Source organism: Pseudomonas poae (genome assembly GCF_001439785.1).
In the GTDB taxonomy this organism is placed as follows: Bacteria; Pseudomonadota; Gammaproteobacteria; order Pseudomonadales; family Pseudomonadaceae; genus Aquipseudomonas; species Aquipseudomonas poae.
Genome location: NZ_JYLI01000004.1, coordinates 230,783 through 256,266, shown reverse-complemented (window position 1 = coordinate 256,266; position 25,484 = coordinate 230,783). Strand labels below are relative to the sequence as shown.

The window sequence follows — 25,484 nt, the reverse complement described above, 5'->3', positions numbered from 1 at the left end:
AAAGAGAGAATCACAGCAAGTGTCGTGCCGTCTGGCAGATGCCCATGAAAAAGGGCTCCCGAAGGAGCCCTTTTGCTTTTTACATCAATCGCTTATCAAGCGAACGGGTGGCGCAGAACGATGGTTTCGTTGCGGTCCGGGCCCGTCGAAATAATGTCGATCGGCGCACCGATCAACTCTTCGACACGCTTGATGTAGGCACGGGCATTGGCCGGCAGTTCTTCCAGGGTCTTGGCACCCACGGTCGACTCGCTCCAGCCCGGCACTTCTTCATACACCGGCTGCAGGCCGACATAGCTATCAGCGTCAGTCGGCGCCACGTCATTGCCCTGTGCATCCTTGTAGCCGATGCAGATGTTGATGGCTTCCAGACCGTCGAGTACGTCCAGCTTGGTCAGGCAGATGCCGGAGATGCTGTTCACATCGATGGCGCGACGCAGGATAACGGCGTCGAACCAGCCGCAACGACGGGCACGGCCGGTGGTGGCGCCGAACTCGTGACCCTGCTTGGCCAAGTGCGCACCGACTGCGTCGAACAGCTCAGTCGGGAACGGCCCCGAACCCACGCGGGTGGTGTAGGCCTTGGTGATGCCCAGGATGTAGTCGAGGAACATCGGGCCAACGCCGGAACCGGTGGCAACGCCGCCGGCGGTGGTGTTGGAGCTGGTCACGTACGGGTAGGTGCCGTGGTCGATGTCCAGCAACGAGCCTTGGGCACCTTCGAACATGATGTCCTTGCCGGCGCGACGCAGGTCGTGCAGCTCGGCGGTCACGTCCAGCATCAGCGGCTTGAGCAGCTCGGCGTATTCCTTGCACTCGGCCAGGGTCTTGTCGAACTCGATGGCAGGCTCTTTGTAATAACCCACCAGCATGAAGTTGTGGTAATCCACCAGTTCACGCAGCTTGTCTTCAAAGCGCGGCATGTTGAGCAGGTCGCCCACACGCAGGCCGCGGCGGGCGACCTTGTCTTCGTAGGCCGGGCCGATGCCGCGACCGGTGGTGCCGATCTTCAGCTCGCCACGCGCTTTTTCACGGGCCTGGTCCAGGGCAACGTGGAAAGACAGGATCAACGGGCAGGACGGGCTGATACGCAAGCGCTCGCGCACCGGCACGCCTTTTTCTTCCAGCTTGGTGATCTCGCGCAGCAGGGCGTCGGGGGCTACCACCACGCCGTTGCCGATCAGGCACTGCACGCCTTCGCGCAGCACGCCCGACGGGATCAGGTGCAAGACGGTTTTTTCGCCATCGATAACCAGGGTGTGACCAGCGTTGTGGCCGCCCTGGTAGCGCACTACGGCGGCAGCATGTTCGGTCAGCAGATCAACGATCTTGCCTTTGCCCTCATCACCCCATTGGGTGCCCAGGACTACGACATTCTTACCCATAACACTTGTCCTCATTCGCGCAAACTTGGTGCCGGCGATGGCCGGCAGGAAAACTCAAGAAGCCAGTGGCGATACTTGCCAAAGCCCGTTCTGCTGAATCAATTGCCGGTCGCAGTCCGCTTCACGGGCGGCGGCCAATGGCTGCCCAGGCAACGCCTGGACCACACGCTGACCCTCACTGCGCAACTGGCAAACCTGCTGCCAGAGTGCTGCGTCCGTGCTGTCGGGCATCCAGATGCCACCAGACGGCAGCTCGACCTCAGCACGCCCCAGGGTCACCAGGGTTTTCAAATCGGTGGAAAAGCCGGTGGCCGGACGCGCGCGACCAAAGTCAGCGCCGATATCGTCATAACGACCGCCCTGGGCGATGGCCTGGCCAACACCCGGAACGAACACGGCGAACACCACGCCGGTGTGGTAGTGGTAGCCGCGCAACTCGCCCAGATCAAAGTACAGCGGCAACTGCGGGAAACGCGCCGACAACTGCTCGGCGATGGCCAGCACGTCGTCCAGTGCAGCCAATACGGACGCCGGCGCATTGGCCAGGCGCTCACGCGCGGCCACCAGCACTTCACGGCCACCGCACAGGTTGACCAGCGCACGCAGCATGCCGGCGAGGTCTGCAGGCACGCCTTCGGTCAGAGCAATGACTTCATCGATGGCCTTGCGTTGCAGGGCATCGAACAACTGCTGCTCGACTTCGCCGGACAACCCGGCGGCACGGGCCAGGCCACGGTAGATCCCGACGTGGCCCAGGTCCATGTGCACATCCGGCACATCCGCCAGCTGCAGCATGGCCAGCATCAGACTGATCACTTCAACGTCGCTGCTCGGGCTGGCGTCGCCATACAGCTCGGCCCCCAACTGGATCGGGCTGCGCGAAGACGACAAGGCACGCGGCTGAGCATGCAACACACTGCCGGCGTAGCACAGGCGACTCGGGCCTTCGCGGCGCAGGGTGTGCGCGTCGATGCGCGCAACCTGCGGCGTGATGTCGGCACGAAAGCCCATCTGCCGGCCCGATTGCGGGTCGATAACCTTGAAGGTGCGCAGATCCAGGTCCTGGCCCGCGCCGGTCAGCAGGGATTCCAGGTACTCGATATGGGGAGTCACGACAAACTCGTAACCCCAGCTCTGGAACAGATCCAACACCTGGCGACGCGCTACTTCAATGCGCGCAGCCTCCGGTGGCAGTACTTCTTCGATGCCATCTGGCAGCAGCCAGCGGTCTACCGTTGCCATTACGCCATTCCCCTATGATCCGGGCGGCCAGCCCTCGGCCGAACCTTGAGTGAAGCAGAAAACACCCGCCCCTTGCATAAAACACGCGCAAGAGCGACGTGACGAACGACCTGCAACTGGCCTCGTCGGGCACTTTCCTCGAAAAACCGGTGGCGCCTGCGCGGCCATCAACAATCAAACATGCAGACGCAAAAAAGCCGGGAATTTCCCGGCTGCCGCATCATACACCCGTTTTCTGAAAGGATCACCCCGCCAGGCATTTTAGCCGCCCGACGGAGTGGTTCCTGCACAGTGACGAGCTGATTACTTGGCTTTTTCCAGGTAGCGGAAGAAATCGCTGCTTGGGTCCAGCACCATCACGTCGGTTTTGTTCGCGAAGCTTTCACGGTAGGCACGCAAGCTACGGTAGAACGCGTAGAACTCCTGGTCCTGGCCGTAGGCCTTGGAGTAGATCGCAGCCGCTTGCGCATCGCCATCACCGCGGGCCTCTTCAGACTCGCGATAGGCTTCCGCCAGCAGGACACGACGCTGACGGTCGGCATCCGCACGGATCCCCTCAGCCAGCTCGTTACCCTTGGCGCGGTGTTCACGCGCCTCACGCTCACGCTCGGTGCTCATGCGCTCGAACACGCTGCGGTTCACTTCCTTGGGCAAGTCAATGGCCTTGACGCGTACATCGACCACTTCGATACCCAGTTCCTTTTCCGCCATGGTGTTCAGCGAGCGGGTGATATCCGCCATCAGCGCATCACGCTCACCGGATACCACCTCGTGCAGGGTGCGCTTGCCAAACTGGTCACGCAGGCCCGACTCGAGACGCCGCGACAAACGGTCATCGGCAAGCTGCTTCTGGCCGGAGGTCGCGGTGTAGTAACGCTCGGCGTCCTTGACGCGCCACTTGGCGTAGGCGTCAACCATCACGGCTTTCTTTTCCAGGGTCAGGAAGCGCTGCGTCGGTGCATCCAGGGTCATCAGGCGTGCGTCGAACTTGCGCACCTGGTTCACGTAGGGGACCTTCACATGCAGGCCGGGCTGGACATCCGCCTGGACCACGCGACCGAATTGCAGCAGCACCGCGCGCTCGGTCTGAGCCACGATGTAGAAGCAGTTCCAGGCAGCGATGACCACGACGACGCCCACAATCAGGGCGGTCAGCGATTTATTGCTCATCAACGACTCTCCCTGGTACGTGTTTGCTGTTGCAGCAGGTCAGCGGCCGCACGGGCGCTCGCTTCGTTGGCAGCGGCGTTCGAACCGGTGGACGGTGCGCTGGCGCCACTACGACCACCTTCGATCATCTTGTCCAGCGGCAGGTACAGCAGGTTGTTCTGCCCACCCTTGCTGCCGGTCACGAGAACCTTGCTGGTGTTGCTGAAGACTTCCTGCATGGTGTCCAGGTACAGACGCTCACGGGTGACCTCGGGTGCCTTGCGATACTCGGCGACCAGCTTGGTAAAGCGATCCGCCTCACCCTTGGCGCGCGAGACCACTTCGTCGCGGTAACCGTTGGCATCTTCAAGGATGCGCTGGGCCTGACCACGGGCTTCCGGCACGACGCCGTTGGCGTAGGTTTCAGCCTGGTTGCGCGAACGCTGCTCGTCTTCACGGGCGCGGATCACGTCGTCGAAGGCTTCCTGTACTTCACGCGGTGCGGCTGCGCTCTGCACGTTCACCTGGGTTACGGTGATACCGGTGCGATACGTATCCAGGAACCGTTGCAGGCGCTCCTTGATTTCGCTGGCCATCAACTCACGACCTTCGGTCAGCACCTGGTCCATGGCGGTGGAACCCACCACATGGCGCAAGGCGCTTTCGGTGGCGTGTTGCAGGCTGATTTCCGGCTGGTCGACGTTCAGCACGAAGTCCTGCAGGTTGGTGATCTTGTACTGCACGGTCAGCGGCACTTCGACGATGTTCTCGTCTTCGGTCAGCATCTGGCCCTGCTTGGTGTAGGAACGTTCACGCGTAACGTTCTCCATGTACTTCTTGTCGATCGGCGGGAAGTAGATGTTCAGGCCCGGCCCGACCGTCTCGTAGTACTTGCCGAAGCGCAGCACCACGGCTTGCTCCTGCTCGTCCACCACGTAAACGGCGCTGTAAAGCCATACGGCCGCCAGTACGACAAGACCCAGGCCCAGCAGGCCATAGCCACCGCCCTTGCTTGTGCGACCGCCGTCGTCACCACCGCGTTTTTTCCCACCACCGAACAACCCATTCAGGCTTTCCTGCAGCTTTCGGAAGGCCTCGTCGAGATCTGGTGGCCCCTTGCGGTCGCCATTATTGCGGCGCTTACCACCCCAAGGATCCTGATTATTCGAGTTGCCACCCGGCTCATTCCAAGCCATAGCGCTCTCCATCTGATAAAGCAAAGACGCGCCCACGGCGCGCCGACCAATGCTACAGAATGCCTGCCATTGCGGCACAACCGCTTTAGGAGGCTTTTATTGCAAAGTGTGTTGCTCGATGAACTCCTCCGGCACCACACCCTCGCGGCTGACCAGCCGATTGAGCTCCGAGCGCGGTAACCGAACGGCCAGCAAGCTGACACCTTCTTCGTCGTGTTCTTCTTTCTGTACCGCGCCCAGTTCGAAAAACTGTGCACGCAGTCGAGCAAAACGCTGCGGCAAGCGCAAGGTGCCGACGAACAAATCACTGCCGAGCAGTTCGGCAATCGCTTGTTCAAGCAGCTCCAGACCACTGCCATCACGCGCCGACAGCCACACCCGTTGAGGTACGCCGTTCTCGTCGCGCTGGATTTGTGGCTCAACGCCCTCAAGCAAATCGAGTTTGTTATAGACCTCGAGGATCGGCAAGTCCTGGGCACCAATCTCGCCCAGCACCACCATCACCTGTTCAATCTGCAGCATGCGGTCCGGCTCGGCCGCATCGATCACATGCAGCAGCAGGTCGGAGTTGCTCGACTCTTCGAGCGTAGACCTAAAGGCCTCGACCAGCTTGTGGGGCAAGTGACGAATGAAGCCTACGGTGTCGGCCAGGACAATCGGCCCCAGGTCGCCTATATCAAGGCGGCGCAGGGTAGGGTCGAGGGTGGCGAACAGTTGGTCGGCCGCGTACACGTCCGACTTCGTCACGTTGTTGAAGAGTGTGGATTTACCGGCGTTGGTATAGCCCACCAGCGACACGGTGGGAATATCCGCACGCGAACGACCCCGGCGCGATTGCTCACGCTGGCTGCGGACCTTCTCCAGGCGCCCCTTGATCTGGCGCAGGCGAACCCGCAGCAGGCGTCGGTCGGTTTCGAGCTGGGTTTCACCCGGCCCACGCATGCCGATGCCGCCACCCTGACGTTCAAGGTGAGTCCAGCCACGCACCAGACGCGTACTCATGTGGTCAAGCTGGGCCAGTTCGACCTGCAGCTTGCCTTCATGGGTTCGGGCGCGCTGGGCAAAAATATCGAGAATCAGACCGGTACGGTCGATCACGCGACACTCGAAGACACGTTCGAGGTTGCGTTCCTGACTGGGCGTAAGAGTGTGATTGAAGATCACCAGATCGGCTTCTTCGGCGTGGACCAGATCGCGCAGTTCCTCGACCTTGCCGCTGCCGATCAGGTATTTGGCGGTTGGCCGATGACGCGGCACGTTAAAAAACGCAACGGTCTCGGCGCCGGCCGAATTTGCCAACTCCTGAAACTCCTGCGGATCTTCGCGCGCCTCAGGGTCCTGTCCATCCAAGTGAACGAGGATCACTCGCTCACCACCACCGTGGCGCTCAAAGAACAAAGGAGACTCCTATCAGGCGTTACCTGGCTCAGCGTCAGTTGCATCATCACCTGCTGCGCTAGGCAGACGGATTGGACGAACTGGAACGACTGTCGAGATAGCGTGCTTGTAGACCATCTGGCTGACGGTGTTTTTCAGCAGGATCACGAACTGGTCGAACGACTCGATCGTGCCTTGCAGCTTGATACCGTTGACCAGGTAGATGGAAACCCCCACTTTCTCTTTACGTAAAGTGTTCAAGTAAGGGTCTTGTAGCGAATGCCCTTTTGACATGTGCCGCACTCCTTTAAGGATCAATAATGAAAAATCGGAAAATGGGTAGCTTGTGGCCGTCACACCCCCAAGGATAGACGGCAATTGCAGGGACTCAGCTCAATATGGAGACCGACCCCAGGTATTTCAAGGCGCGTGACAGATTGTCGCTGTCCAGGCTGTCCAACCAGTGCAAATCGCTCCAGCTGCGCAGCCAGGTGAACTGGCGCTTCGCCAATTGGCGCGTGGCGATGATGCCGCGCTCCTGCATGTCGGTTGACGTCAGCTTGCCATCCAGGTAATCCCAGACTTGGCGGTAGCCTACAGCGCGTATCGAAGGCAGCCCGGCATGCAGGTCACCTCGGGAACGCAAAGCTACGACCTCGTCCACAAACCCCTGTTCCAACATAATCGTGAATCTTTGCGCAATTCGCTCATGCAGCACCTGGCGATTTGCCGGGGCAATGGCCAGATTCGCGACAGTATAGGGCAATTGTGATTGACCAGACGCGTCTGCATCAGCACTTTGCGCAGTTTGTTTCAGCCTGTGTTCAGTCATGGTCTGACCACTCACACGCCACACTTCCAGCGCGCGCGTAAGGCGCTGCGGGTCGTTGGGATGGATACGCGCGGCGGACACCGGGTCCACGGCCGCCAGTTGGTCGTGCAGGGATTGCCAGCCAAGGCGGGCAGCTTCGTCCTCAAGCTCGGCGCGCACCTGGGCGTCGGCGGGCGGCATGTCGGCCAGTCCTTCCTGCAAAGCCTTGTAGTAGAGCATCGTGCCGCCCACCAGCAACGGGATGTTGCCCCGCGCGGTGATTTCGGCCATGGCCGCCAAGGCGTCAGCGCGAAAGTCCGCAGCCGAATAGCTCATCGACGGGTCGAGGATATCGATCAGCCGATGGGGATGCTCGGCCAGCAGCGCCCTGGAAGGCTTGGCGGTGCCGATATCCATGTCCCGGTAAACCAGGGCAGAGTCGACACTGATCAGCTCGCACGGCAGCACCTTGGTCAGCTCGATGGCCAGGTCGGTCTTGCCAGCGGCTGTAGGGCCCATCAGAAAGATCGCGGGGGGCAAGGCACTCATCAGCGACCGCGCAGGAACAGTTTGTCCAGATCGTCCAGGCCCATCTGGGTCCAGGTCGGTCGGCCGTGGTTGCACTGGCCGCTGCGCTCGGTGTTTTCCATGTCGCGCAGCAGACCGTTCATTTCCGGCAAGGCCAGGCGGCGATTGGCGCGGATCGCACCGTGGCAGGCCATGGTGCCAAGCAGCTCATTGATGTGCGCCTGGATACGGTCACTGGTGCCATATTCCATGAGATCGGCCAAAACGTCGGCCACGAGGCGGTTGGCCTCGGCCTGTTTGAGCAGCGCCGGAATCTGGCGGATCACCAGGGTTTCCGGGCCCAGACGTTGCAGTTCAAAACCCAGTTTCTGGAACACGCCATGGTGTTCTTCGGCGCAGTCGGCTTCGCGCTGGCTCACGGCCAGGGATTCGGGCACCAGCAGCGGCTGGCCGCTCAGGCCTTCGCTGGCCATGGCGATCTTGAGGCGTTCGTACATGATCCGCTCATGGGCGGCATGCATGTCCACCAGCACCAGGCCGTGGGCGTTTTCCGCAAGGATATAGATACCCTTGAGCTGGGCCAGCGCGTAACCCAGCGGCGGAATATCACCGCCACCTTCGGGCAACGCAACAGCGGCGCCCGCCTCGGCACCCGGCAGGGGCGCGAAAAATTCGCGATACGCCGCCTGGGCCTCGGCCACCGGCACGGTCGATTGCGGGCGCGGCGTGTATTGATACTGATAGCCCGCGCCAGCACCCGAGCCCGGTGCAGCGTACGAAGGCTGTGGCTGCGGCGATTGCAGCAAGTTGGCCGCCAGGCTCATTTCGCCCTGCGGCCCGAACTCGCCAGCCTCGGGGCCGGTCGGCCGCACCACCGCCGTCACGATCGGCGCCGACAGTTGATCGTCCGGGCGCACATCGCCCAGGGCGCGGTGCAAGGTGCCATACAGGAAGTCATGCACCATGCGCCCATCGCGAAAGCGCACTTCATGCTTGGTCGGGTGCACATTGACGTCGACCACCGACGGGTCTACCTCAAAGAACAGCACAAAGGTGGGATGCCGCCCGTTGAACAACACGTCGCGATACGCCTGACGCACCGCATGCGCCACAAGCTTGTCGCGCACCGCACGGCCATTCACGAAGAAATACTGCAAGTCCGCCTGGCTGCGCGAAAACGTCGGCAGGCCCACCCAACCCCACAGGCGCAGGCCATTGCGCTCGATCTCGATGGGCAGTGCCTGTTCGAGGAACCCCGCGCCGCAGATCGCCGAAACCCGCCGGGCACGCGCGGCATCGTCATGGGCTTCGTGCAGGCTGAGGATGGTCTTGCCGTTATGACGCAGGTGAAACGCCACGTCGAAGCGCGCCAGGGCCAGGCGCTTGATGACTTCCTGCAGGTGATCGAATTCGGTTTTCTCGGCCTTGAGGAATTTGCGTCGGGCCGGGGTGTTGAAGAACAGGTCGCGCACTTCCACCGAGGTGCCCACCGGATGCGCCGCCGGCTGCACGCGCGGAGCCATGTCGCGGCCTTCGGTTTCCACTTGCCAGGCCTGCTCGGCGTCGCGGGTGCGCGAGGTCAGGGTCAGGCGCGCCACGGAGCTGATCGAGGCCAGGGCCTCACCGCGAAAACCCAGGCTCATCACACGTTCCAGGTCTTCCAGATCGCGGATCTTGCTGGTGGCGTGCCGCGCCAGGGCCAGCGGCAGGTCATCCGAGGAAATACCGCTGCCGTCGTCGCGTACGCGCAGCAGCTTGACGCCGCCCTGCTCCACGTCGACATCAATGCGTTTGGCGCCGGAGTCGATGCTGTTTTCCAGCAACTCCTTGATCACCGAGGCAGGGCGTTCAACCACCTCACCGGCGGCAATCTGGTTGGCCAGGCGCGGGCTGAGCAATTCAATGCGCGAGCCGCTGTTCAACAAGGACTCGCTCATTACTGCGCCGCCAATTCAGTGCCGGGGATGGTCAATACCTGGCCGACTTTCAGCTCGTCGGTTTTCAGGTTGTTGGCACTGCGCAACGTAGCGGGCGACACCTGGAAGCGCACCGCCAGCATGGCCAGGGTGTCGCCGGGCTGCACGCGATGGTCGCGCGGGCCCTGGGCGATTTTGCCGGAGTCACGCAGCCAGGCAATGTAGGTGCCCGGCGGCGGATTCTGCTGGAAGAACTGACGCACGCCGGCGCTGATGGAGCGCGCCAGGGCCTGCTGATGGCTGGCGCTGGCCAGTTTGGAGGCTTCATTGGCGTTGGAGATAAAGCCAGTTTCCACCAGGATCGACGGGATATCCGGCGACTTCAACACCATGAAACCGGCCTGCTCCACGCGCTGTTTATGCAGCGAGGTAACCCGGCCGATGTTGCTCAAGACTTTCTGGCCAACGTTGAGGCTGGAGGTCAGCGAGGCGGTCATCGACAGGTCGAGCAGTACGCCGGCGAGCATCTTGTCCTTGTCATCGAGGGACACATTGCCAGCCCCGCCGATCAAGTCAGAACGGTTTTCACTGTCGGCCAGCCAGCGTGCGGTTTCGGACGTGGCGCCGCGATCGGACAGGGCAAACACCGAGGCACCGAAGGCCGCGCTGGAGGGCGCGGCGTCGGCGTGAATCGAAACGAACAGGTCGGCGCCCTTCTTGCGCGCGATTTCCGTACGGCCGCGCAGCGGAATGAAGTAGTCGCCGGTGCGGGTCAACTCGGCGCGATAGCCCTTCATGCCGTTGACCTGGCGCTGCAACTCGCGGGCGATGGCCAATACCACGTCTTTTTCATGCTGGCCGCGCGAGCCGGAGGCCCCCGGGTCTTCGCCGCCGTGGCCGGCGTCGATCACCACAATGATGTCGCGCTTGCCCGGCGGCGCGGGTGGCGGCGGCGGCAATTTCACTTGGGGCTGCGAAGGGTTGACCGGTACCGCGGGCACCGTTGCCACGCTCGGCGTCGGCGCAGGCGTCGGATTGGCGTCGGCGGCATTGTCGAACAGGTCAACCACCAGCCGGTTGCCGTATTGGGCGTTGGGCGCCAGGGAGAAACTTTTCGGGGTCACGGCCTTTTTCAGGTCGATGACCACGCGCAAGTCGGTGGGCGTGCGCTGGGCCGAGCGCATGGCGGTAATCGGCGTGTTGGCGGTGGACACCTTGAGCGGTGCGGCCAGGGTCGCGCCATTGATGTCGATCACCAGGCGATCAGGCGCCGCCAGGGTAAAGACGCTGTGCTGGACAGGGCCAGACAGGTCGAACACCAGTCGCGTGTTATCCGGCGCTCGCCACAGGCGAACACTTTTCACCTGTGAAGCAGCCAGAGCATTGACAGTCATTGCCGCAAGCAACACCCCCACGACAGCAACCAACGCGCGAAAGCGCATACCTAACCCCACCAATTATTTGAATTCCAATGCCAAAGCGGCGCACCACGACTGGCCACGCACGCTCTGGGGCAACAACTTCAGCTGACGTCCTGTTTCATGCGGCGTAATGGTAATGGTCATGTCCGGCTTTGGCAAAAAGCCTGCACCTTTATCTGGCCACTCGATCAGGCACAGCGCATCTTCGTCGAAGTAATCACGAATGCCCATGTATTCCAGCTCTTCGGGATCGACCAGGCGATAAAGGTCGAAGTGAAAGGCGCGCACGTCGCCGATCTCGTAGGGCTCGACCAGCGTAAACGTCGGACTTTTCACCGCGCCGGCATGCCCCAGCCCACGAATGATCCCCCGCGACAGCGTGGTCTTGCCCGCGCCCAGGTCGCCTTCGAGGAAGATCAGCCCAGCGCCTGCCGTGACAGCGGCGATGCGATTCCCAAGCGCCACCATGGCATCTTCATCGGCAAGGAAAAGGGTTACGTCAGGCACGGCGACTGCTCCTCGAGCAATTGACGAATGGCGGGGATCAGGTCGCTGGCCGCGAGGCCGCGACCGAAAGTGCCCTGGCGATCTCCCGCCGTAGCGTGCAGCCACACGGCCAGGCAGCTGGCGTCATAAGCCGGCATGCCCTGGGCCAGCAATGCGCCGACCAACCCGGCCAATACATCACCCAGCCCGGCCGTGGCCATGGCAGGGTGGCCCTGGTCGCAGCGGGCAACGCGCCCATCGGGGCACGCGATCAAACTGCCAGCACCTTTGAGAATAACCACGGCATTTAATGTGAAGCTCAGCGCGAGTGCCGCATTGAGGCGATCAGCTTGAACCTCGGCGGTGCTAATACCCAGCAAACGTGCGGCCTCGCCCGGATGGGGGGTGATTACGCAACCGGTCGGCAAGTCGACATGGCCGGCGGCGAGCTGGTTCAGCGCATCCGCGTCCCACACCTGCGGCAGTTTGGCGTTGGCCGCCACCGACAACAGGCTTCTGCCCCAGGCCGCCTCGCCCAGGCCAGGACCAATGACAATCACCGAGGTCTTTTCCAGCAGGCCCATCAACTGGTTGGCCGAGCTCACGCCCAGCGTCATGACTTCCGGCAATCGCGCCAGCGCGGCGGGCACATGCTCAGGCCGGGTCGCCAGGGAAACCATGCCGGCGCCACTGCGCAGCGCGCTTTCGGTGCTCAGCAGCGCGGCGCCGCCAACGCCAAGGTCGCCGCCAATGACCAGCAGATGGCCAAACTGGCCTTTATGGGCGTCCGGGGAACGTGCAGACAGTTGCGGCAAATCGCTGGGCAACAGTGGCTGAACGTCGGTTATTTCGTCTTTTGTCTGAGGCATGCGTCTTCAAGCTCCGATGTCTGGCAGAATTATACCCATCTAACCCGTGGTTTCCCGTGTCTCATGCCTGCCATTACCTCCGACCTGCCCGCGCTTGCCCAATCGATCAAGGACTGGGGCCGCGAGCTGGGCTTCCAACAAGTGGGCATCAGCGGCCTGGACCTCGCCGAGCACGAGCAGCACCTGCAACGCTGGCTCGACGCGGGCTACCATGGCGAAATGGACTACATGGGCGCCCATGGCAGCAAACGCTCCCACCCCGAGGAACTGGTGCCGGGCACCCTGCGCGTAGTGTCGCTGCGCATGGATTATCTACCCGGCGACACCCAGATGGCTCACCTGCTGGCACAGCCGGAAAAAGCCTACATCTCGCGTTACGCCCTGGGCCGCGACTACCACAAGCTGATCCGCAAGCGTGTGCAGCAACTGGCCGACCGCATCCAGGCACAGATCGGCCCGTTCGGCTTTCGCGCCTTTGTCGACAGCGCGCCGGTGCTGGAAAAAGCCATCGCCGAACAGGCCGGCCTCGGCTGGATCGGCAAAAACACCCTGGTGCTCAACCGCAAGGCCGGCAGTTACTTCTTCCTCAGCGAGCTGTTCGTGGACCTGCCATTGCCGGTGGACCCGCCCCACAGCACCGAACATTGCGGGCGCTGCACGGCGTGCCTGGATATCTGCCCGACCAATGCCTTCGTCGGCCCCTACGTGCTGGACGCCCGGCGCTGCATTTCCTACCTCACCATCGAACTCAAGAGCGCCATTCCCGAGGACCTGCGCCCGCTGATCGGCAACCGCGTGTTCGGCTGCGATGACTGTCAGATCGTTTGCCCGTGGAATCGTTTCGCCCGGCCCACCGCCGAAAGCGATTTCAAGCCCCGGCACAATCTGGATAACGCAGAACTGGCCGAACTGTTCCTGTGGGACGAGGACAGATTCCTCAGCAGCACCGAAGGCTCGCCGCTGCGTCGTGCCGGTTATGAGCGCTGGCTGCGCAACCTGGCCGTGGGCCTGGGCAATGCGCCGTCGAGCATTCCGGTGCTGGAGGCGCTGAAGGCGCGGCGCGCTTACCCTTCAGAGCTGGTGCGCGAACATGTGGAATGGGCGCTGAAGCAACACGCCGAACGTCAGTGAACGTCGTCGTTATAGACGAACTTGGGCATTTCCCAGTGAAAACGGATCGCCAACAGACGTAACAAAAATCCGCTGAACAGCGTCAGCAGAACGGCCTGTTCGCCGGGTAATTCAAGGTAAAGGCACAGCAGGTAGAACCACGCGGCGAGGAATGACACGCTGGCGTACAGCTCACGGCGGAACACCAGCGGAATGTCGTTGCAGAAGATGTCCCGCAGGATACCGCCGAACACTCCGGTGATCACGCCGCTGACCGAAGCCACCAGCATGCCGTGGCCCATTTCCAGGGCGGTCATGCAGCCGATCAGGGTAAAGGCCACCAGCCCCACAGCGTCCAGCGCGAGAAACAGCGAGCGCAGGCGGCGCATCAGCGGTGCGGCGAAGATCGTCACCAGCGCGGCGATCGAAGTCAATATCAGGTATTCCGGATGCTTGACCCAGGTCAGCGGGTAGTGGCCGAGCAGCACATCGCGCACCGATCCGCCGCCCAATGCCGTCACACAGGCGATCAGCACCACACCAAACCAGTCCATGCCGCGTCTGCCTGCGGACAATGCGCCGGTCATGGCTTCGGCGGTGATGGCGATGAGGTAGAGCATCAGCAGCATGCGGGCGGTCCTTGCATGGGAGGGCGGTAAACAGCGTTGACTTCATCGCAGGCAAGCCAGCTCCCACCTTTTGATGTGTGAACACAGTCAAGTGTGGGAGCTGGCTTGCCTGCGATGGCGCCGGTTCAGGCGCCCCGGAATCAAGCCTGGATGAAATGCTTGCGGTAATGCTGCAACTCGGCAATCGACTCGCGAATATCATCCAGCGCCAGATGCGTGCTGCCTTTGTGGAAGCTGTCCTTGACTTCGGGCGCCCAGCGCGCAGCCAGCTCTTTCAAGGTGGACACATCCAGGTTGCGATAGTGGAAGTAACTCTCCAACCCCTTCATGTGCGTATAGAGGAAGCGCCGGTCCTGGCAGATGCTGTTGCCGCAGATCGGCGACTTGCCCTTGGGCACCCACTTTTCCAGAAACGCGATGGTTTCGGCTTCGGCTTCGGCCATGCTGATGCGGCTGTCGCGCACACGCTGGGTCAGCCCGGAATTGCCGTGGGTCCGGGTGTTCCACTCGTCCATGGTGGCCAGCACCGCGTCGCTGTGGTGTATGGCGATCACCGGACCTTCGGCCAAGGTATTGAGGTTGCTGTCGGTGACAATCGTCGCCATCTCGATGATGACGTCGGTGTCGGGGTTCAGACCGGTCATTTCCAGATCGATCCAAATCAGGTTCTGTGGGTTCAGCATGGCTTGATTCTCTTGGCACCTTGGCGTAGCCGCGCAGTTTAGCAGGCGGCGGCGTGCTAGACTCGCGACCGTTTTACCCTATCTTTGCATTATCGACACGGAACACCAATGGCCAAACGCCAGCTCAACCGTCGCCAAAACTGGCGCATCGAAAAGATTCAAGGCGAACGCGCTGCGCGTGCCGCCAAACGTGAATCCTCCGCCGTGGAAGCGCTTGAGGGCGGCGACCTCGGCCCGGAACAGACGGGCCTGGTGATCGCGCACTTTGGTGTGCAGGTCGAAGTGGAGGCGCTGGAAGGCGAACTCGCCGGCTCAGTGTCGCGCTGCCACTTGCGTGCCAACCTGCCGGCGCTGGTCACCGGCGACAAGGTGGTGTGGCGTGCCGGCAACCAGGGCATCGGCGTCATCGTCGCGCAACTGCCGCGCACTACCGAGCTGCGCCGCCCCGACAGCCGTGGTCAGCTCAAGCCGGTAGCGGCCAACGTCGACATGATCGTGATCGTGTTCGCCCCGCTGCCCGAGCCCCATGCCAACCTGATCGACCGCTACCTGGTCGCGGCCGAGCATGCCGGCATTCGCCCGCTGCTGCTGCTGAACAAATTCGACTTGATCGACGACCAGAATGCCCCGGCGCTCAATGCGCTGCTGGCGGTGTACCGCACACTGGGTTATCCGGTGCTGGAAGTGTCGGCCCATCACGGCGATGGCATGGAACAGCTGCAACAGCAGCTGGACGGGCGTATCAGCGTGTTTGTCGGCCAGTCTGGCGTAGGCAAGTCGTCGCTGGTCAACAGCCTGCTGCCGGAAGTCGACACCCGCGTCGGCCCGCTGTCGGAGCTGTCCGGCCAGGGCACCCACACCACCACCACCGCGCGCCTGTTTCACTTCCCCGGTGGCGGCGAGTTGATCGACTCCCCCGGCATTCGTGAATTCGGCCTGGGCCACGTCAGCCGCAGCGATGTGGAAGCGGGTTTCATCGAGTTCAACGACCTGATCGGCACCTGCCGCTTCCGCGACTGCAAACACGACCGCGAACCTGGGTGTGCGTTGCTCAAGGCATTGGAAGACGGGCGCGTGCAACAGCAGCGGATGAACAGCTATCGGTCGATTATTGCGAGCTTGCCTGAGAGCAGTTACTGACCAGGCATTTTCTTGATACAGATAAAATGAGCCGTGCCCCCCCTGGTCCATTGCTTTAACAGGGGTGGGCATCAAGGATCAGGACCCACTGGGTGGCTGGTACACGCAAGCCAGCTTCGTCAGCGGCATCAAGGCTTATCTACCCCTCTGAACACAAATAAAAACGCCCCGAGCAATCGGAGCGTTTTTTACTTGATACGGCACGTGAGAATCACCTACGACCCCGTCCCAGGCACCGTAGGATCCTTCACCCCACCATCATCGAACAGGTTCAGCTTCTGGCGCAGCTCATGGGCCGGCAACGGCTCCTGCCCTGGCGGAATCGCATTCGGGTCGGTCGGCACCTCGCCCGGTGCGCCTTCACCCTGGGCGGGTGGCAGTGGCGGCTGGTCGCCTTCAATCGCGCGCTGGGCCTTTTTGGTCAGCACGACAATATCGATGCGCCGGTTGACCGGATTGAAGGGGTCCTTGTTATCGAACAGCTGCGAAGAGGCAAACCCCACCACACGCGCCACTTGCGGGTCGGGGTAACTGCCGGCGACCAGCGCACGCCGGGCGGCGTTGGCGCGGTTGGCCGACAGCTCCCAGTTGCCGAAGTCACCCTGCCCTGCGTAGGGCTTGGCGTCGGTGTGGCCACTGATGCTGATCTTGTTCGGCACCGCCTTGATGGTGTCGGCCATGGCCAGCAGGATGTCTTCAAAGTACGGTTTCAGGCGTGCGCTGCCGGAGTCGAACATCGGCCGGTTGGCGGCGTCGGTGATCTGGATGCGCAGGCCTTCCGGGGTGATCTCGAACGAAATCTGATCCTTGAACTTGAGCAACTGAGGGTTCTCTTCGACCTTGTTCTGCAATTCCTGCAGCAACAACTCGAGGCGCTCCTGCTCGACCTGTTCGGCCATGCTCTCGACGGTATCGCGCTCCACGGGAATCTTGTCCTGCGGCGACTCGGTCTGCACCTCCGGATTGATGGTGCGTTCCGGCGCCAACTGCGGTGAACCGCCCAGGTCGATCACAAAGGGCGTACCGCTTTCCGAGAAGCCAATCGGGTCCTTGAAGTAACCGGCAATGGCGATCTTCTGTTCCGGCGTGGCGGTGGACATCAGCCACAGCACCAGGAAGAACGCCATCATCGCCGTGGCAAAGTCGGCGAAGGCGATCTTCCAGGCGCCACCATGGTGCCCCGCAGCGAAGCGCTTGACGCGCTTGATGATTATCGGCTGGTTGTTTTCCATGGCTTAGCGACCGCGAACCGCTTGCTCCAGCTCGGAGAAACTCGGGCGATGTTTGGGGTAGAGCACCTTGCGGCCGAACTCCACGGCCAGCGATGGCGGCATGCCGGATGCCGACGCTACCAGGCTGGCCTTGATGGCTTCGTACAGGTTGACCTCTTCCTTGGCATCGTGGGCCAGGCAGGTGGCAAGCGGGCCGAAGAAACCATACGCCGCCAGGATACCGAAGAAGGTGCCCACCAGCGCCGCACCCACGTGCATGCCGATGGCCGCCTGGTCACCTTCGCCGAGGGAGGCCATGGTCACCACGATGCCGAGCACCGCTGCCACGATACCGAAACCGGGCATGCCGTCAGCCACACCGGTTACGGCATGGGATGGATGCTCAAGCTCTTCCTTGAGGCTGAACAGTTCCATGTCGAACAGGCCTTCCAACTCGTGGGGAGCCATGTTGCCAGAGGACATGATGCGCAGGTAATCACAGATATACGCGGTCAGGCGCTCGTCTTTGAGCACTGTCGGGTACTTGGCGAAAATCGGACTGGCCGCGGCGTCTTCGATGTCGCCCTCGATAGCCATCATGCCTTCGCGACGGCTCTTGTTGAGGATCTCGTAGACCAGCCCCAGCACGTCCAGATAGAAGGTGTGAGAAAAGCGCGAGCCGAACATGCCCACCGATTTCTTGATCACGTGCATGGTCATGTAGCCGGGGTTGGCCTGCAGAAATGCGCCAAACGCGGCACCGCCGATAATCAGCACTTCGAAAGGCTGGATCAAGGCGGCAATTTTACCGTGGGACAGGACGTACCCACCGAGCACACTTGCGATGACGACAATGATGCCGATAATTTTAGCCATAGGGGATCTGTACTTGCGCCGTCGGGTTCATGGACATAGTGGGTGCAGCTGAAAACTCTTGTTCTACTTATCGGCAAAACTGCGCCAGACTATAGCCCGTTAAGGCGAAAAGCCAACTCAGCCCGTTCCGGGCGTATTGAACGCAAGTGATGATCGCGCCCCAATGATGGCTAATGAAACCAACGTCCCAAGTGCCAAACCCTCCACCCTCGCCGCCTGGATCAAGCGCCTGGACGAGGTGCTGCTGCCCGTGCCCCAGGCCGCCCATGAGCGCGTGTGCAAGGCCATTCGCGACAGCCGCAGTTCATTGCGAGATATTGCCGAACTGATGCAAAACAGCCCCGCGCTGGTACTCAGCGTGATGCGCGAAGCCAACAGCCACACCCAGGGCAGCATGACGGAACCGGCGGAAAACCTCGAAGTGGCGCTCAACCGCCTGGGCCTCAAGCGCGCCGAAGAACTGCTCGCGCGCCTGCCCTCGGTGCCCGCCCAGGAAATCCCGCTGGCCTTGCGCCAATTGCTGCTGGTGAGCCAACACGCGTCCCAGCAGGCCAGCGGCTTGTTCGCCAGCCGTCTGGCGCGCCTGTGGCAGGACATTCATTGGGGCAGCCTGCTTTTTCTGTCGCCGCTGTGGCCGATGGCCGTGGCCTACCCCAAGCTGCTGGAAGAGTGGGAACTGCGGGTTATCCATAAAGGCGAGAGTGCCCGCGCCGTCGAGCAACAGGTGTTCGGCGTGCGCCTTTTGGACCTGTGCCTGGGCCTGACCGAAGCCTGGCACCTGCCGGTCTGGGTCTCCCAGGGTTATACGCTGCTGCGCAACGAGAAGCGCCTGCTGGTCAAGGCCCTGCGCATTGCCCGCGAGGATGACGCGCTGCGCCATCAGCAATTGCTCGACGCCGAGCCCAACCTGCGTCGCTGGCTCAACCAGCCGGCCAATACCGTGTTGCTGGCCAATGGCCTGGCGCTGTCGGCACAGGAGTCCTGGACCTGCCCGCACGCCGAGCGCTGGCAATACCTCACCGCGCTATACCTGCAACAGCCGCTGGCCGACGTGCAGCAACAGGCTCACCAGCAATCCGTCACCAGCGCCCGCACGACGCTGATGCCCGACCTCTGGCACCCGGCGCTCTCGCTGATCTGGCCGTGGCATGTGCAGAGGGTTCATCGCGGTCTGCTGCCGGCGCCACCGCCCACCGCCGAAGCGCTCGCCGTGTGGCGCAGGCACTGCACCGAGTTGCTGCTGGAGCCGAGCCGCTTCGCCAACGCGATGCACCTGACCACCTGCGCCAAGGACGCGCTGGTGGCCAGCGGCATGCAACGGGTGATGCTGCTGATGACGGATCGCGCCCAGAGCACCTTGCGCGTGCACCAGGTCGACGGCCTGCCGCGAGACGCAGCCAACCTGAGTCTGGACGTGGTCAACAGCACGCTGCTGCAGCGCCTGCTGGAGAAGTCCGCCCAGGTGCGCCTCACGCCCGATAACCATGCGCAATTCTCGGCCTTGCTGCCGCCGATCCTGCGCCGCCTGTTCGCCGGCGAACACCTGCTGCTGCGCTCGGTGAGCTGCAATGGCAAGGTGGTCATGCTGATGATTGCCGACCAGGGCGGCGGGCCGTTTTCGGAAACCACCGTGCAGGCCTTCGGCAAAACCGCCCAATGTATCGAGAAGGCCCTGCACTGCTTTACCAACCGCAGCGCCTGATGCTTGCGCTACAATCGCCCTCCTTTATCACCCACTTTTGTGCCCAGGAGACCTCACATGCCTGACTTCTCTGGCTTGCCGCTGGTGATCGAATCCAGCGACCTGCTTGGTCAACTGGATGCCGAGCACCTGATTGTGGTGGACCTCACCAGTGCCGCCCGCTACGCCCAGGGGCATATCCCCGGCGCGCATTTCGTTGATCCCAAGCGCACCCAACTGGGCCAGCCACCGGCGCCGGGCCTGCTGCCGAACAAAGCCGACCTGGAAACACTGTTCGGCGAGCTGGGCCACACCCCGGACGCCACCTACGTGGTCTACGATGACGAAGGGGGCGGCTGGGCCGGGCGCTTCATCTGGCTGCTCGACGTGATCGGACACCAGAAGTACCACTACCTCGACGGCGGCCTGCTGGCCTGGCTGGAAGAAAAACACCCGCTGTCCACCGACGTACCCGCCCCCGCCGGCGGTCCAGTCAGCCTCACACTGCACGACGGCCCCATCGCCACCCGCGAATACCTGCAAAGCCGCCTCGGCGCCGCCGACCTGGGCATCTGGGACGCAAGGGGCCCGCTGGAGTACTCCGGCGAAAAGGTACTGGCAGCCAAGGGCGGCCACATCCCCGGCGCAGTCAATTTCGAATGGACCGCCGGCATGGACAAGGCGCGCAGCCTGCGCATCCGCCGCGACATGCCGCAGGTCCTCGAAGACCTGGGGCTTACCCGCGACAAGGAAATCATCACCCACTGCCAGACTCACCACCGCTCTGGCTTCACCTACCTCGTGGCCAAGGCGCTCGGTTATCCGCGAGTCAAAGGTTATGCCGGTTCCTGGGGCGAATGGGGCAACCACCCCGACACCCCCGTTGAGATTTAAGGTTTAAGGACAGTTAATGAAAAAGCAGTTGTTTATCCTCAGCCAGTACTTGCTGCCACACCACTTGCTGTCGCGCCTGGCCGGCTGCATTGCCGAGTGTCGTGTGCGCTGGTTCAAGAATGCCTTCACCACTTGGTTCGCCAAGCGCTATCAGGTGGACATGTCCCAGGCCCTGGTGGAGGACGTGACGGCTTACGAGCACTTCAACGCCTTCTTCACCCGCGCCTTGAAAGACGGCGCGCGCCCACTGGACCAGACGCCGGGCGCGGTGCTGAGCCCGGCCGACGGCGCGGTCAGCCAGCTTGGTCCGATCGAGCATGGCCGGGTCTTCCAGGCCAAGGGCCACAGTTTCAGCGTGCTGGAGCTGCTGGGCGGTAATGCGGCCGTGGCTGCGCCGTTCATGGGCGGTGACTTCGCCACCGTGTACCTGTCGCCGAAGGACTATCACCGCGTGCACATGCCACTGGCCGGCACCCTGCGCGAGATGATCTACATTCCAGGGCGCATTTTCTCGGTCAACCAGACCACCGCCGAAAACGTGCCCGAGCTGTTTGCGCGCAACGAACGTGTCGCCTGCATTTTCGACACAGAGCGCGGCCCGATGGCAGTGGTACTGGTGGGCGCGATGATTGTGGCGTCGATTGAAACCGTATGGGCCGGGTTGGTGACGCCGCCAAAGCGTGAGCTGAAAACCTTCCGTTACGACGAAGCTGCACGCGCGCCGATTCACCTGGAGAAAGGTGCCGAACTGGGCCGCTTCAAGCTGGGTTCGACCGCCATCGTGCTGTTCGGGCCGGATCAGGTGAAGTGGGCAGAAGAGCTGGTGGCAGGTACGCCAGTGCAGATGGGCCAAGGTATCGCCTTGCCTAAAGCCTGACGCAAAACCAAATGTGGGAGCGGGCTTGCTCGCTCCCACATTGACCGCGTTATTTCTTTGATTACGGGTTACAACTGCCCGTCGCGGTCGCGAACGCCCAGTAGATACAACACCCCATCCAGCCCCAATGTCGAAATCGCCTGTTTGGCCGACTGTTTAACCAGCGGCTTGGCACGGAACGCCACACCCAGGCCGGCAATCGCCAGCATCGGCAAGTCATTCGCGCCGTCGCCCACCGCAATGGTCTGCTCCAATCGCAAGCCTTCCTTGTGCGCCAACTCCCTGAGCAGGTCCGCCTTGCGTTGAGCATCGACAATAGGCTCAACCGCCACACCGGTCACCTTGCCGTCCACCACTTCCAGCTCATTGGCGAACACATAGTCGATGCCCAGCTTGGCCTGCAATTGCTTGGCAAAGTAGGTGAAGCCGCCGGACAGGATCGCGGTCTTGTAGCCCAGTCGCTTGAGCTCGGCGAACAGGATTTCCGCGCCTTCGGTCAGGCGCAGCGAGGCGCCAATGGAATCCAGCACGCTGACATCCAGCCCTTTGAGCAACGCCAGGCGTTCCTTGAAGCTGGCGCGAAAATCCAGCTCGCCGGCCATGGCGCGCTCGGTGATGGCCGAGACCTGTTCGCCCACGCCGGCGGCTTTGGCCAGTTCGTCGATGACTTCGGCCTCGATCAGCGTGGAGTCCATGTCGAACACTGCCAAACGGCGGTTGCGACGGTACAGCGAGTCTTCCTGGAAGGCGATATCGACATTCAGCTCCTGCGCCACGCTGAGAAACTCAGCGCGCAGGGCCTGCGGGTCGGCCGGTTCGCCGCGTACGGAAAACTCGATGCAGCCCTTGCCCAGGTCGCTCGGCATGTCCAGAGGCACGCGTCGGGATAAACGGTCGATATGGTCGATATTCAGGGCATGATGGGCGGTGATCGCGCTGACGCGCTGCAATTGCTCGGCCGTGACCTTGCGGCTCAGCAGCGTCACGATGTGGCGTTTGTCGCGCTGGCCGTCCACCCAATGCTGGTAGTCCGCTTCGGACAGCGCGGTGAAACGCACCTGCTGCTCCCATTCTTGCGCGGCAGACAGGATGTCGGTACGCAGGGACTCGGCCTGTTCCTTGCCCGGAATTTCCACCAGGATGCCGAACGACAGGGTGTCGTGGATCACAGCCTGGCCGATGTCGAGAATGTTCACCCCACCCTGGGCCAGAACGCCGGTAATGGCCGCGGTGAGACCCGGGCGGTCAACGCCGGTGATGTTTATCAGGACAATTTCGCGCAAGGCGCACCCCCAGGCTGGAAAAAAACCGCATTCTACCCACTTTCAGTGACCATCGGGCACAGCGAGCGCTTTGCCGGTACAGGGCCTGTCGCTATACTGCGCGTCAACTTCACGGACCAAGAGCCGAGCGCAAGTGAACCGGCCCACGCCAGTAAAAACCGATAACTTCTTCCTGCTGATCTTCCGTGCACTGCGCCATCGCCGTGTACCGATAGCATTACGCATCGCCAGCCATAACGTGATCCTGGTCGCCCTGGCCCTGGTGATCTACGCCTGCGTGATGGGCTTGCAGTTCAAGCAGGCCATGCATGAGCAGGCTGACGCCCTGGGCGAGAGCCTGACGACCCAGACCGCCACCTCGGCGACCGAGCTGTTGGTGTCCAATGACATCCTCAGCCTCAACGTGCTGCTCAATAACCTGACCAAAAACCCGCTGGTGGCCCACGCGGCCATTTACAGCGTGGACAACCGGATCATGGCCGAAGCCGGGCAGCGCCCGAAGAATGGCCTGCTGGGCGAAGCCGAAGGCCTGTACCAGAGCAATATCACGTTTCAGGATGTGAAGGCCGGCCAGCTTCGAATCAGCCTGGACATGCAGCAATTCCAGCAGCCGATGACCATCAGCCTGCAAAGCATGGGCATCCTCAGCGCGATTCTGCTGGCACTGGCGTTGGCCTTGAGCCTGCGTCTGGGGCGGCATATCTCCACGCCATTGATGCAGCTGCGCATCTGGCTGCGCGATATCGACGAGCACACCCCGGCCACCGACCGCCAGGATGAGATCGGCGACCTTGCGCGCCAGCTTCACGCCAGCTTTGCGCCGGAGCCGGTGGTGCCCGAGGTTGAACCCGAGCCCGATTACGACGACACCGATTACGACGACGAACCCGAGTTTGAAGTCCGTGACCTGCGCGACCCCGGTTTTGACGAAAGCGCCCCGGTCGCCAGCACCAAGCCAGCACCGCGCCAGGTAATCCGGGCCCAGGAAGACGAACTGGACGACGAAGACCCGTTCGCTGATCTGCGCGACACCTCGGCTGCCAACCCTGCGGTGGCGCCAAAAGCGGCAGTGGTGAAAAACACCGAGCCGCAGCACAGCGCCGTTCTCGCCGTACAACTGGGCTCCCAGGAGCAACTGCGCCGCCTGCCCCGAGCGCGCCTGACCGAACTGCTGGAACGCTACCGCGACTGCCTCGACCAGGCCGCATCGCTGTACCAAAGCGAGCTGCACACCCTGAACGACGGCAGCACGCTGATGCTGTTCCACAGCGAAGACAGCGGCGAAGACTACCTGACCAATGCCATTTGCTGCGGTGAGCTGCTGCGCGCCCTGGGGCATGAACTGCAGATCGAAGTGGCCGACAGTGGCATCACCCTGCAATTGCAGCTGGGCCTGACCGTCGGCGACGATCTGTTCGGCATGAGCCAGATCGACCTGCTGCTGACCGAAATCGCTCAGGATGCGCTGGCACTGTCTCAACACAGCCGCAACCTGCTGCTGGTGGAACGCAAGATCAGTGAAGACGGGCTGATCCGCCAGCGCGCGCGCATTCGCCCGATCGCCAGCCCTGAGGGCGCCAGCTGCGTGGAGCGGTTGATGGAGCCGTACCCATCGATGCTGGAACGTCAATTGGCGCGAATGCACGAGACCCGCAACAAGCCCTGAGCCCCACGGCAGCGTTCACTAAAGAGTGGGACTTTTGTGGGAGCGGGCTTGCTCGCGAAGGCGGTGTGACAGTCAATACACAAGGCGACTGCGACACCGCGTTCGCGAGCAAGCCCGCTCCCACATGTGATCTACAACCCAACTTTAATCTTCGCCAAACAAAAGGCCCGCTTACTCAGCGGGCCTTTTTGTTGGAGCGGTGTTGGCTCAGAACCTGAACACTTCCATATCCGTACGAATCGGCGTGGCCATCGGCATCTTCGGCTTTTCCGGTGCGGCCGGCTTGGCCTGTGCCGGGGCCTGCCTGCGCGTGGCTTCGGCAATCGGCGGCTGGTTGGCCAACGGCTTGAGGGCCACCGACAACTGCTGCGCCAATTGCTGCAACAACACGCCCTGGGCCTGGACCTGGGACGCGGTGGTGCCAGCATGTTGTTCCTGCAGATGCACGATACGGTTATCGCGCACCTGACCGCGGCGGTCGATCAAGCGCCACTGCGCATCGAGGATCGCCGGCTGCGATTCGCCGGAGTCAAGCCGGGTAATGGTCAACAGCACCTGCACATCCGGGGTAAAGCCGGTAGGCGCAGGCGCCAGCACCACGCGCTGGCTGTCGAGATGACCGGCCACCTGGCGCAGCATCAACTGGTTGATGTCGGACGACAGGCTGCCTGCCCAACGACCATCCAGGGAACCTTGCAGGCTGCCGTCGTTCTGACGTTGCAGCAGGGTCTCGCGTTGCAGGTAGTCGGCGACCACCACCGGACCCAGTAATACAGCCATGCCAGCAGCTTGTGCGGGCTGAGCCGGACTTCCGCTGTCCAGCTGGTACAGCGACACCGGTTGGTGCGTGCTGCAACCCGCCAGCCCCAACAGGCCAGCGAGCATCAAAAATAGAGGAAGGCGTGGAGCAGTCATCATCCCATCCAGGTGGCGGCCACTAGGCGAACCACAATGTAATACTAAAAATAACCTAAACACGCTCGGCCACGCCGGCGCTGGAAAGGCCATATCATCCGTGAATATGCGCCATGACTCCAGCGCCAAAGCACCGATC

General features: G+C 62.3%; 23 protein-coding genes. 6 read left to right on the top strand and 17 right to left on the bottom strand.

All coding sequences use genetic code 11. The features are described 5' to 3' along the window. Positions 1-95: 95 nt before the first annotated feature. From TU75_RS06565 to TU75_RS06515, 11 genes are all read right to left on the bottom strand, one after another. Positions 96-1,385 (bottom strand): adenylosuccinate synthase, encoded by a 1,290-nt coding sequence (locus tag TU75_RS06565; RefSeq protein WP_003236236.1) that lies wholly within the window; start codon positions 1,383-1,385, stop codon positions 96-98. A 54-nt stretch (positions 1,386-1,439) separates the two neighbouring features. Beyond that, entirely contained in the window at positions 1,440-2,627 is a 1,188-nt protein-coding gene (locus tag TU75_RS06560) for an ATP phosphoribosyltransferase regulatory subunit (protein ID WP_003236238.1), read from the bottom strand. Between the two features lie 303 nt (positions 2,628-2,930). Beyond that, positions 2,931-3,797 carry a protease modulator HflC gene (hflC, locus tag TU75_RS06555; protein WP_003236240.1) on the bottom strand — a complete coding sequence of 289 codons (867 nt, stop codon included), beginning with the start codon at positions 3,795-3,797 and terminating at the stop codon, positions 2,931-2,933. Continuing rightward, positions 3,797-4,972 (bottom strand): FtsH protease activity modulator HflK, encoded by a 1,176-nt coding sequence (hflK, locus tag TU75_RS06550; RefSeq protein ID WP_003236241.1) that lies wholly within the window; start codon positions 4,970-4,972, stop codon positions 3,797-3,799. The genes hflC and hflK overlap by 1 nt, the downstream gene beginning before the upstream one ends. A 96-nt stretch (positions 4,973-5,068) precedes the next feature. Continuing rightward, positions 5,069-6,370: a ribosome rescue GTPase HflX gene (gene hflX / locus TU75_RS06545; RefSeq protein WP_003236243.1), complete on the bottom strand. Its 1,302-nt coding sequence runs from the start codon at positions 6,368-6,370 to the stop codon at positions 5,069-5,071. Positions 6,371-6,382: 12 nt separating this feature from the next. After that, entirely contained in the window at positions 6,383-6,643 is a 261-nt protein-coding gene (gene hfq / locus TU75_RS06540; RefSeq protein ID WP_060548494.1) for an RNA chaperone Hfq, read from the bottom strand. A gap of 94 nt (positions 6,644-6,737) precedes the next feature. Further along, entirely contained in the window at positions 6,738-7,709 is a 972-nt protein-coding gene (miaA, locus tag TU75_RS06535) for a tRNA (adenosine(37)-N6)-dimethylallyltransferase MiaA (protein ID WP_060548493.1), read from the bottom strand. Then, positions 7,709-9,625, bottom strand: coding sequence for a DNA mismatch repair endonuclease MutL (gene mutL / locus TU75_RS06530; RefSeq protein WP_060548492.1), 1,917 nt, complete (start codon positions 9,623-9,625; stop codon positions 7,709-7,711). The genes miaA and mutL overlap by 1 nt, the downstream gene beginning before the upstream one ends. After that, on the bottom strand, positions 9,625-11,046 hold the full coding sequence (locus tag TU75_RS06525) for an N-acetylmuramoyl-L-alanine amidase (RefSeq protein ID WP_015373631.1): 1,422 nt from the start codon (positions 11,044-11,046) through the stop codon (positions 9,625-9,627). Before TU75_RS06525 ends, mutL begins: the two co-directional genes overlap by 1 nt. 15 nt (positions 11,047-11,061) lie before the next feature. Then, positions 11,062-11,532, bottom strand: a complete 471-nt coding sequence (gene tsaE, locus TU75_RS06520) for a tRNA (adenosine(37)-N6)-threonylcarbamoyltransferase complex ATPase subunit type 1 TsaE (protein WP_003236251.1) — start codon at positions 11,530-11,532, stop codon at positions 11,062-11,064. Beyond that, positions 11,520-12,380 carry an NAD(P)H-hydrate dehydratase gene (locus TU75_RS06515; RefSeq protein ID WP_060548491.1) on the bottom strand — a complete coding sequence of 287 codons (861 nt, stop codon included), beginning with the start codon at positions 12,378-12,380 and terminating at the stop codon, positions 11,520-11,522. The genes tsaE and TU75_RS06515 overlap by 13 nt, the downstream gene beginning before the upstream one ends. Positions 12,381-12,443: 63 nt before the next feature. On the opposite strand from TU75_RS06515, the gene queG reads away from it, so the two are divergent. Next, the gene (queG, locus tag TU75_RS06510) at positions 12,444-13,511 is read left to right on the top strand and encodes a tRNA epoxyqueuosine(34) reductase QueG (RefSeq protein ID WP_060548490.1); all 1,068 of its coding nucleotides are present in this window, start codon (positions 12,444-12,446) and stop codon (positions 13,509-13,511) included. On the opposite strand, the gene TU75_RS06505 is transcribed toward queG, so the two are convergent. Then, positions 13,505-14,119 (bottom strand): trimeric intracellular cation channel family protein, encoded by a 615-nt coding sequence (locus tag TU75_RS06505; RefSeq protein ID WP_060548489.1) that lies wholly within the window; start codon positions 14,117-14,119, stop codon positions 13,505-13,507. The genes queG and TU75_RS06505 overlap by 7 nt on opposite strands. Before the next feature lie 140 nt (positions 14,120-14,259). After that, positions 14,260-14,802: an oligoribonuclease gene (gene orn / locus TU75_RS06500; RefSeq protein WP_060548488.1), complete on the bottom strand. Its 543-nt coding sequence runs from the start codon at positions 14,800-14,802 to the stop codon at positions 14,260-14,262. Positions 14,803-14,910: 108 nt separating this feature from the next. Here orn and rsgA point away from each other — a divergent pair, with 108 nt between their 5' ends. Continuing rightward, positions 14,911-15,942 carry a small ribosomal subunit biogenesis GTPase RsgA gene (rsgA, locus tag TU75_RS06495; RefSeq protein WP_003236258.1) on the top strand — a complete coding sequence of 344 codons (1,032 nt, stop codon included), beginning with the start codon at positions 14,911-14,913 and terminating at the stop codon, positions 15,940-15,942. A 215-nt stretch (positions 15,943-16,157) separates the two neighbouring features. On the opposite strand, the gene motB is transcribed toward rsgA, so the two are convergent. Then, positions 16,158-17,174, bottom strand: coding sequence for a flagellar motor protein MotB (gene motB / locus TU75_RS06490; protein WP_003236260.1), 1,017 nt, complete (start codon positions 17,172-17,174; stop codon positions 16,158-16,160). A 3-nt stretch (positions 17,175-17,177) separates the two neighbouring features. Then, positions 17,178-18,029: a flagellar motor stator protein MotA gene (gene motA, locus TU75_RS06485; RefSeq protein ID WP_003236261.1), complete on the bottom strand. Its 852-nt coding sequence runs from the start codon at positions 18,027-18,029 to the stop codon at positions 17,178-17,180. A gap of 166 nt (positions 18,030-18,195) precedes the next feature. Here motA and TU75_RS06480 point away from each other — a divergent pair, with 166 nt between their 5' ends. From TU75_RS06480 to asd, 3 genes are read left to right on the top strand one after another with little or no spacing between them, the layout of a single operon-like run. Further along, positions 18,196-19,731: an HDOD domain-containing protein gene (locus TU75_RS06480; RefSeq protein ID WP_060548552.1), complete on the top strand. Its 1,536-nt coding sequence runs from the start codon at positions 18,196-18,198 to the stop codon at positions 19,729-19,731. Between the two features lie 57 nt (positions 19,732-19,788). After that, positions 19,789-20,604, top strand: coding sequence for a rhodanese-like domain-containing protein (locus tag TU75_RS06475; protein ID WP_003236266.1), 816 nt, complete (start codon positions 19,789-19,791; stop codon positions 20,602-20,604). Positions 20,605-20,620: 16 nt separating this feature from the next. Continuing rightward, on the top strand, positions 20,621-21,481 hold the full coding sequence (gene asd, locus TU75_RS06470) for an archaetidylserine decarboxylase (RefSeq protein WP_060548487.1): 861 nt from the start codon (positions 20,621-20,623) through the stop codon (positions 21,479-21,481). Positions 21,482-21,549: 68 nt separating this feature from the next. Here asd and serB read toward each other — a convergent pair whose 3' ends face one another. Continuing rightward, positions 21,550-22,764 (bottom strand): phosphoserine phosphatase SerB, encoded by a 1,215-nt coding sequence (gene serB / locus TU75_RS06465; RefSeq protein ID WP_060548486.1) that lies wholly within the window; start codon positions 22,762-22,764, stop codon positions 21,550-21,552. 133 nt (positions 22,765-22,897) lie between these two features. Between serB and TU75_RS06460 the strand changes: the two genes are divergently transcribed. Next, positions 22,898-24,430: an AhpA/YtjB family protein gene (locus TU75_RS06460; protein WP_060548485.1), complete on the top strand. Its 1,533-nt coding sequence runs from the start codon at positions 22,898-22,900 to the stop codon at positions 24,428-24,430. Positions 24,431-24,637: 207 nt separating this feature from the next. Here the strand turns inward: TU75_RS06460 and TU75_RS06455 are convergent, their stop codons facing one another. After that, positions 24,638-25,345, bottom strand: coding sequence for a PqiC family protein (locus TU75_RS06455; RefSeq protein ID WP_080627561.1), 708 nt, complete (start codon positions 25,343-25,345; stop codon positions 24,638-24,640). Positions 25,346-25,484 lie beyond the last annotated feature (139 nt).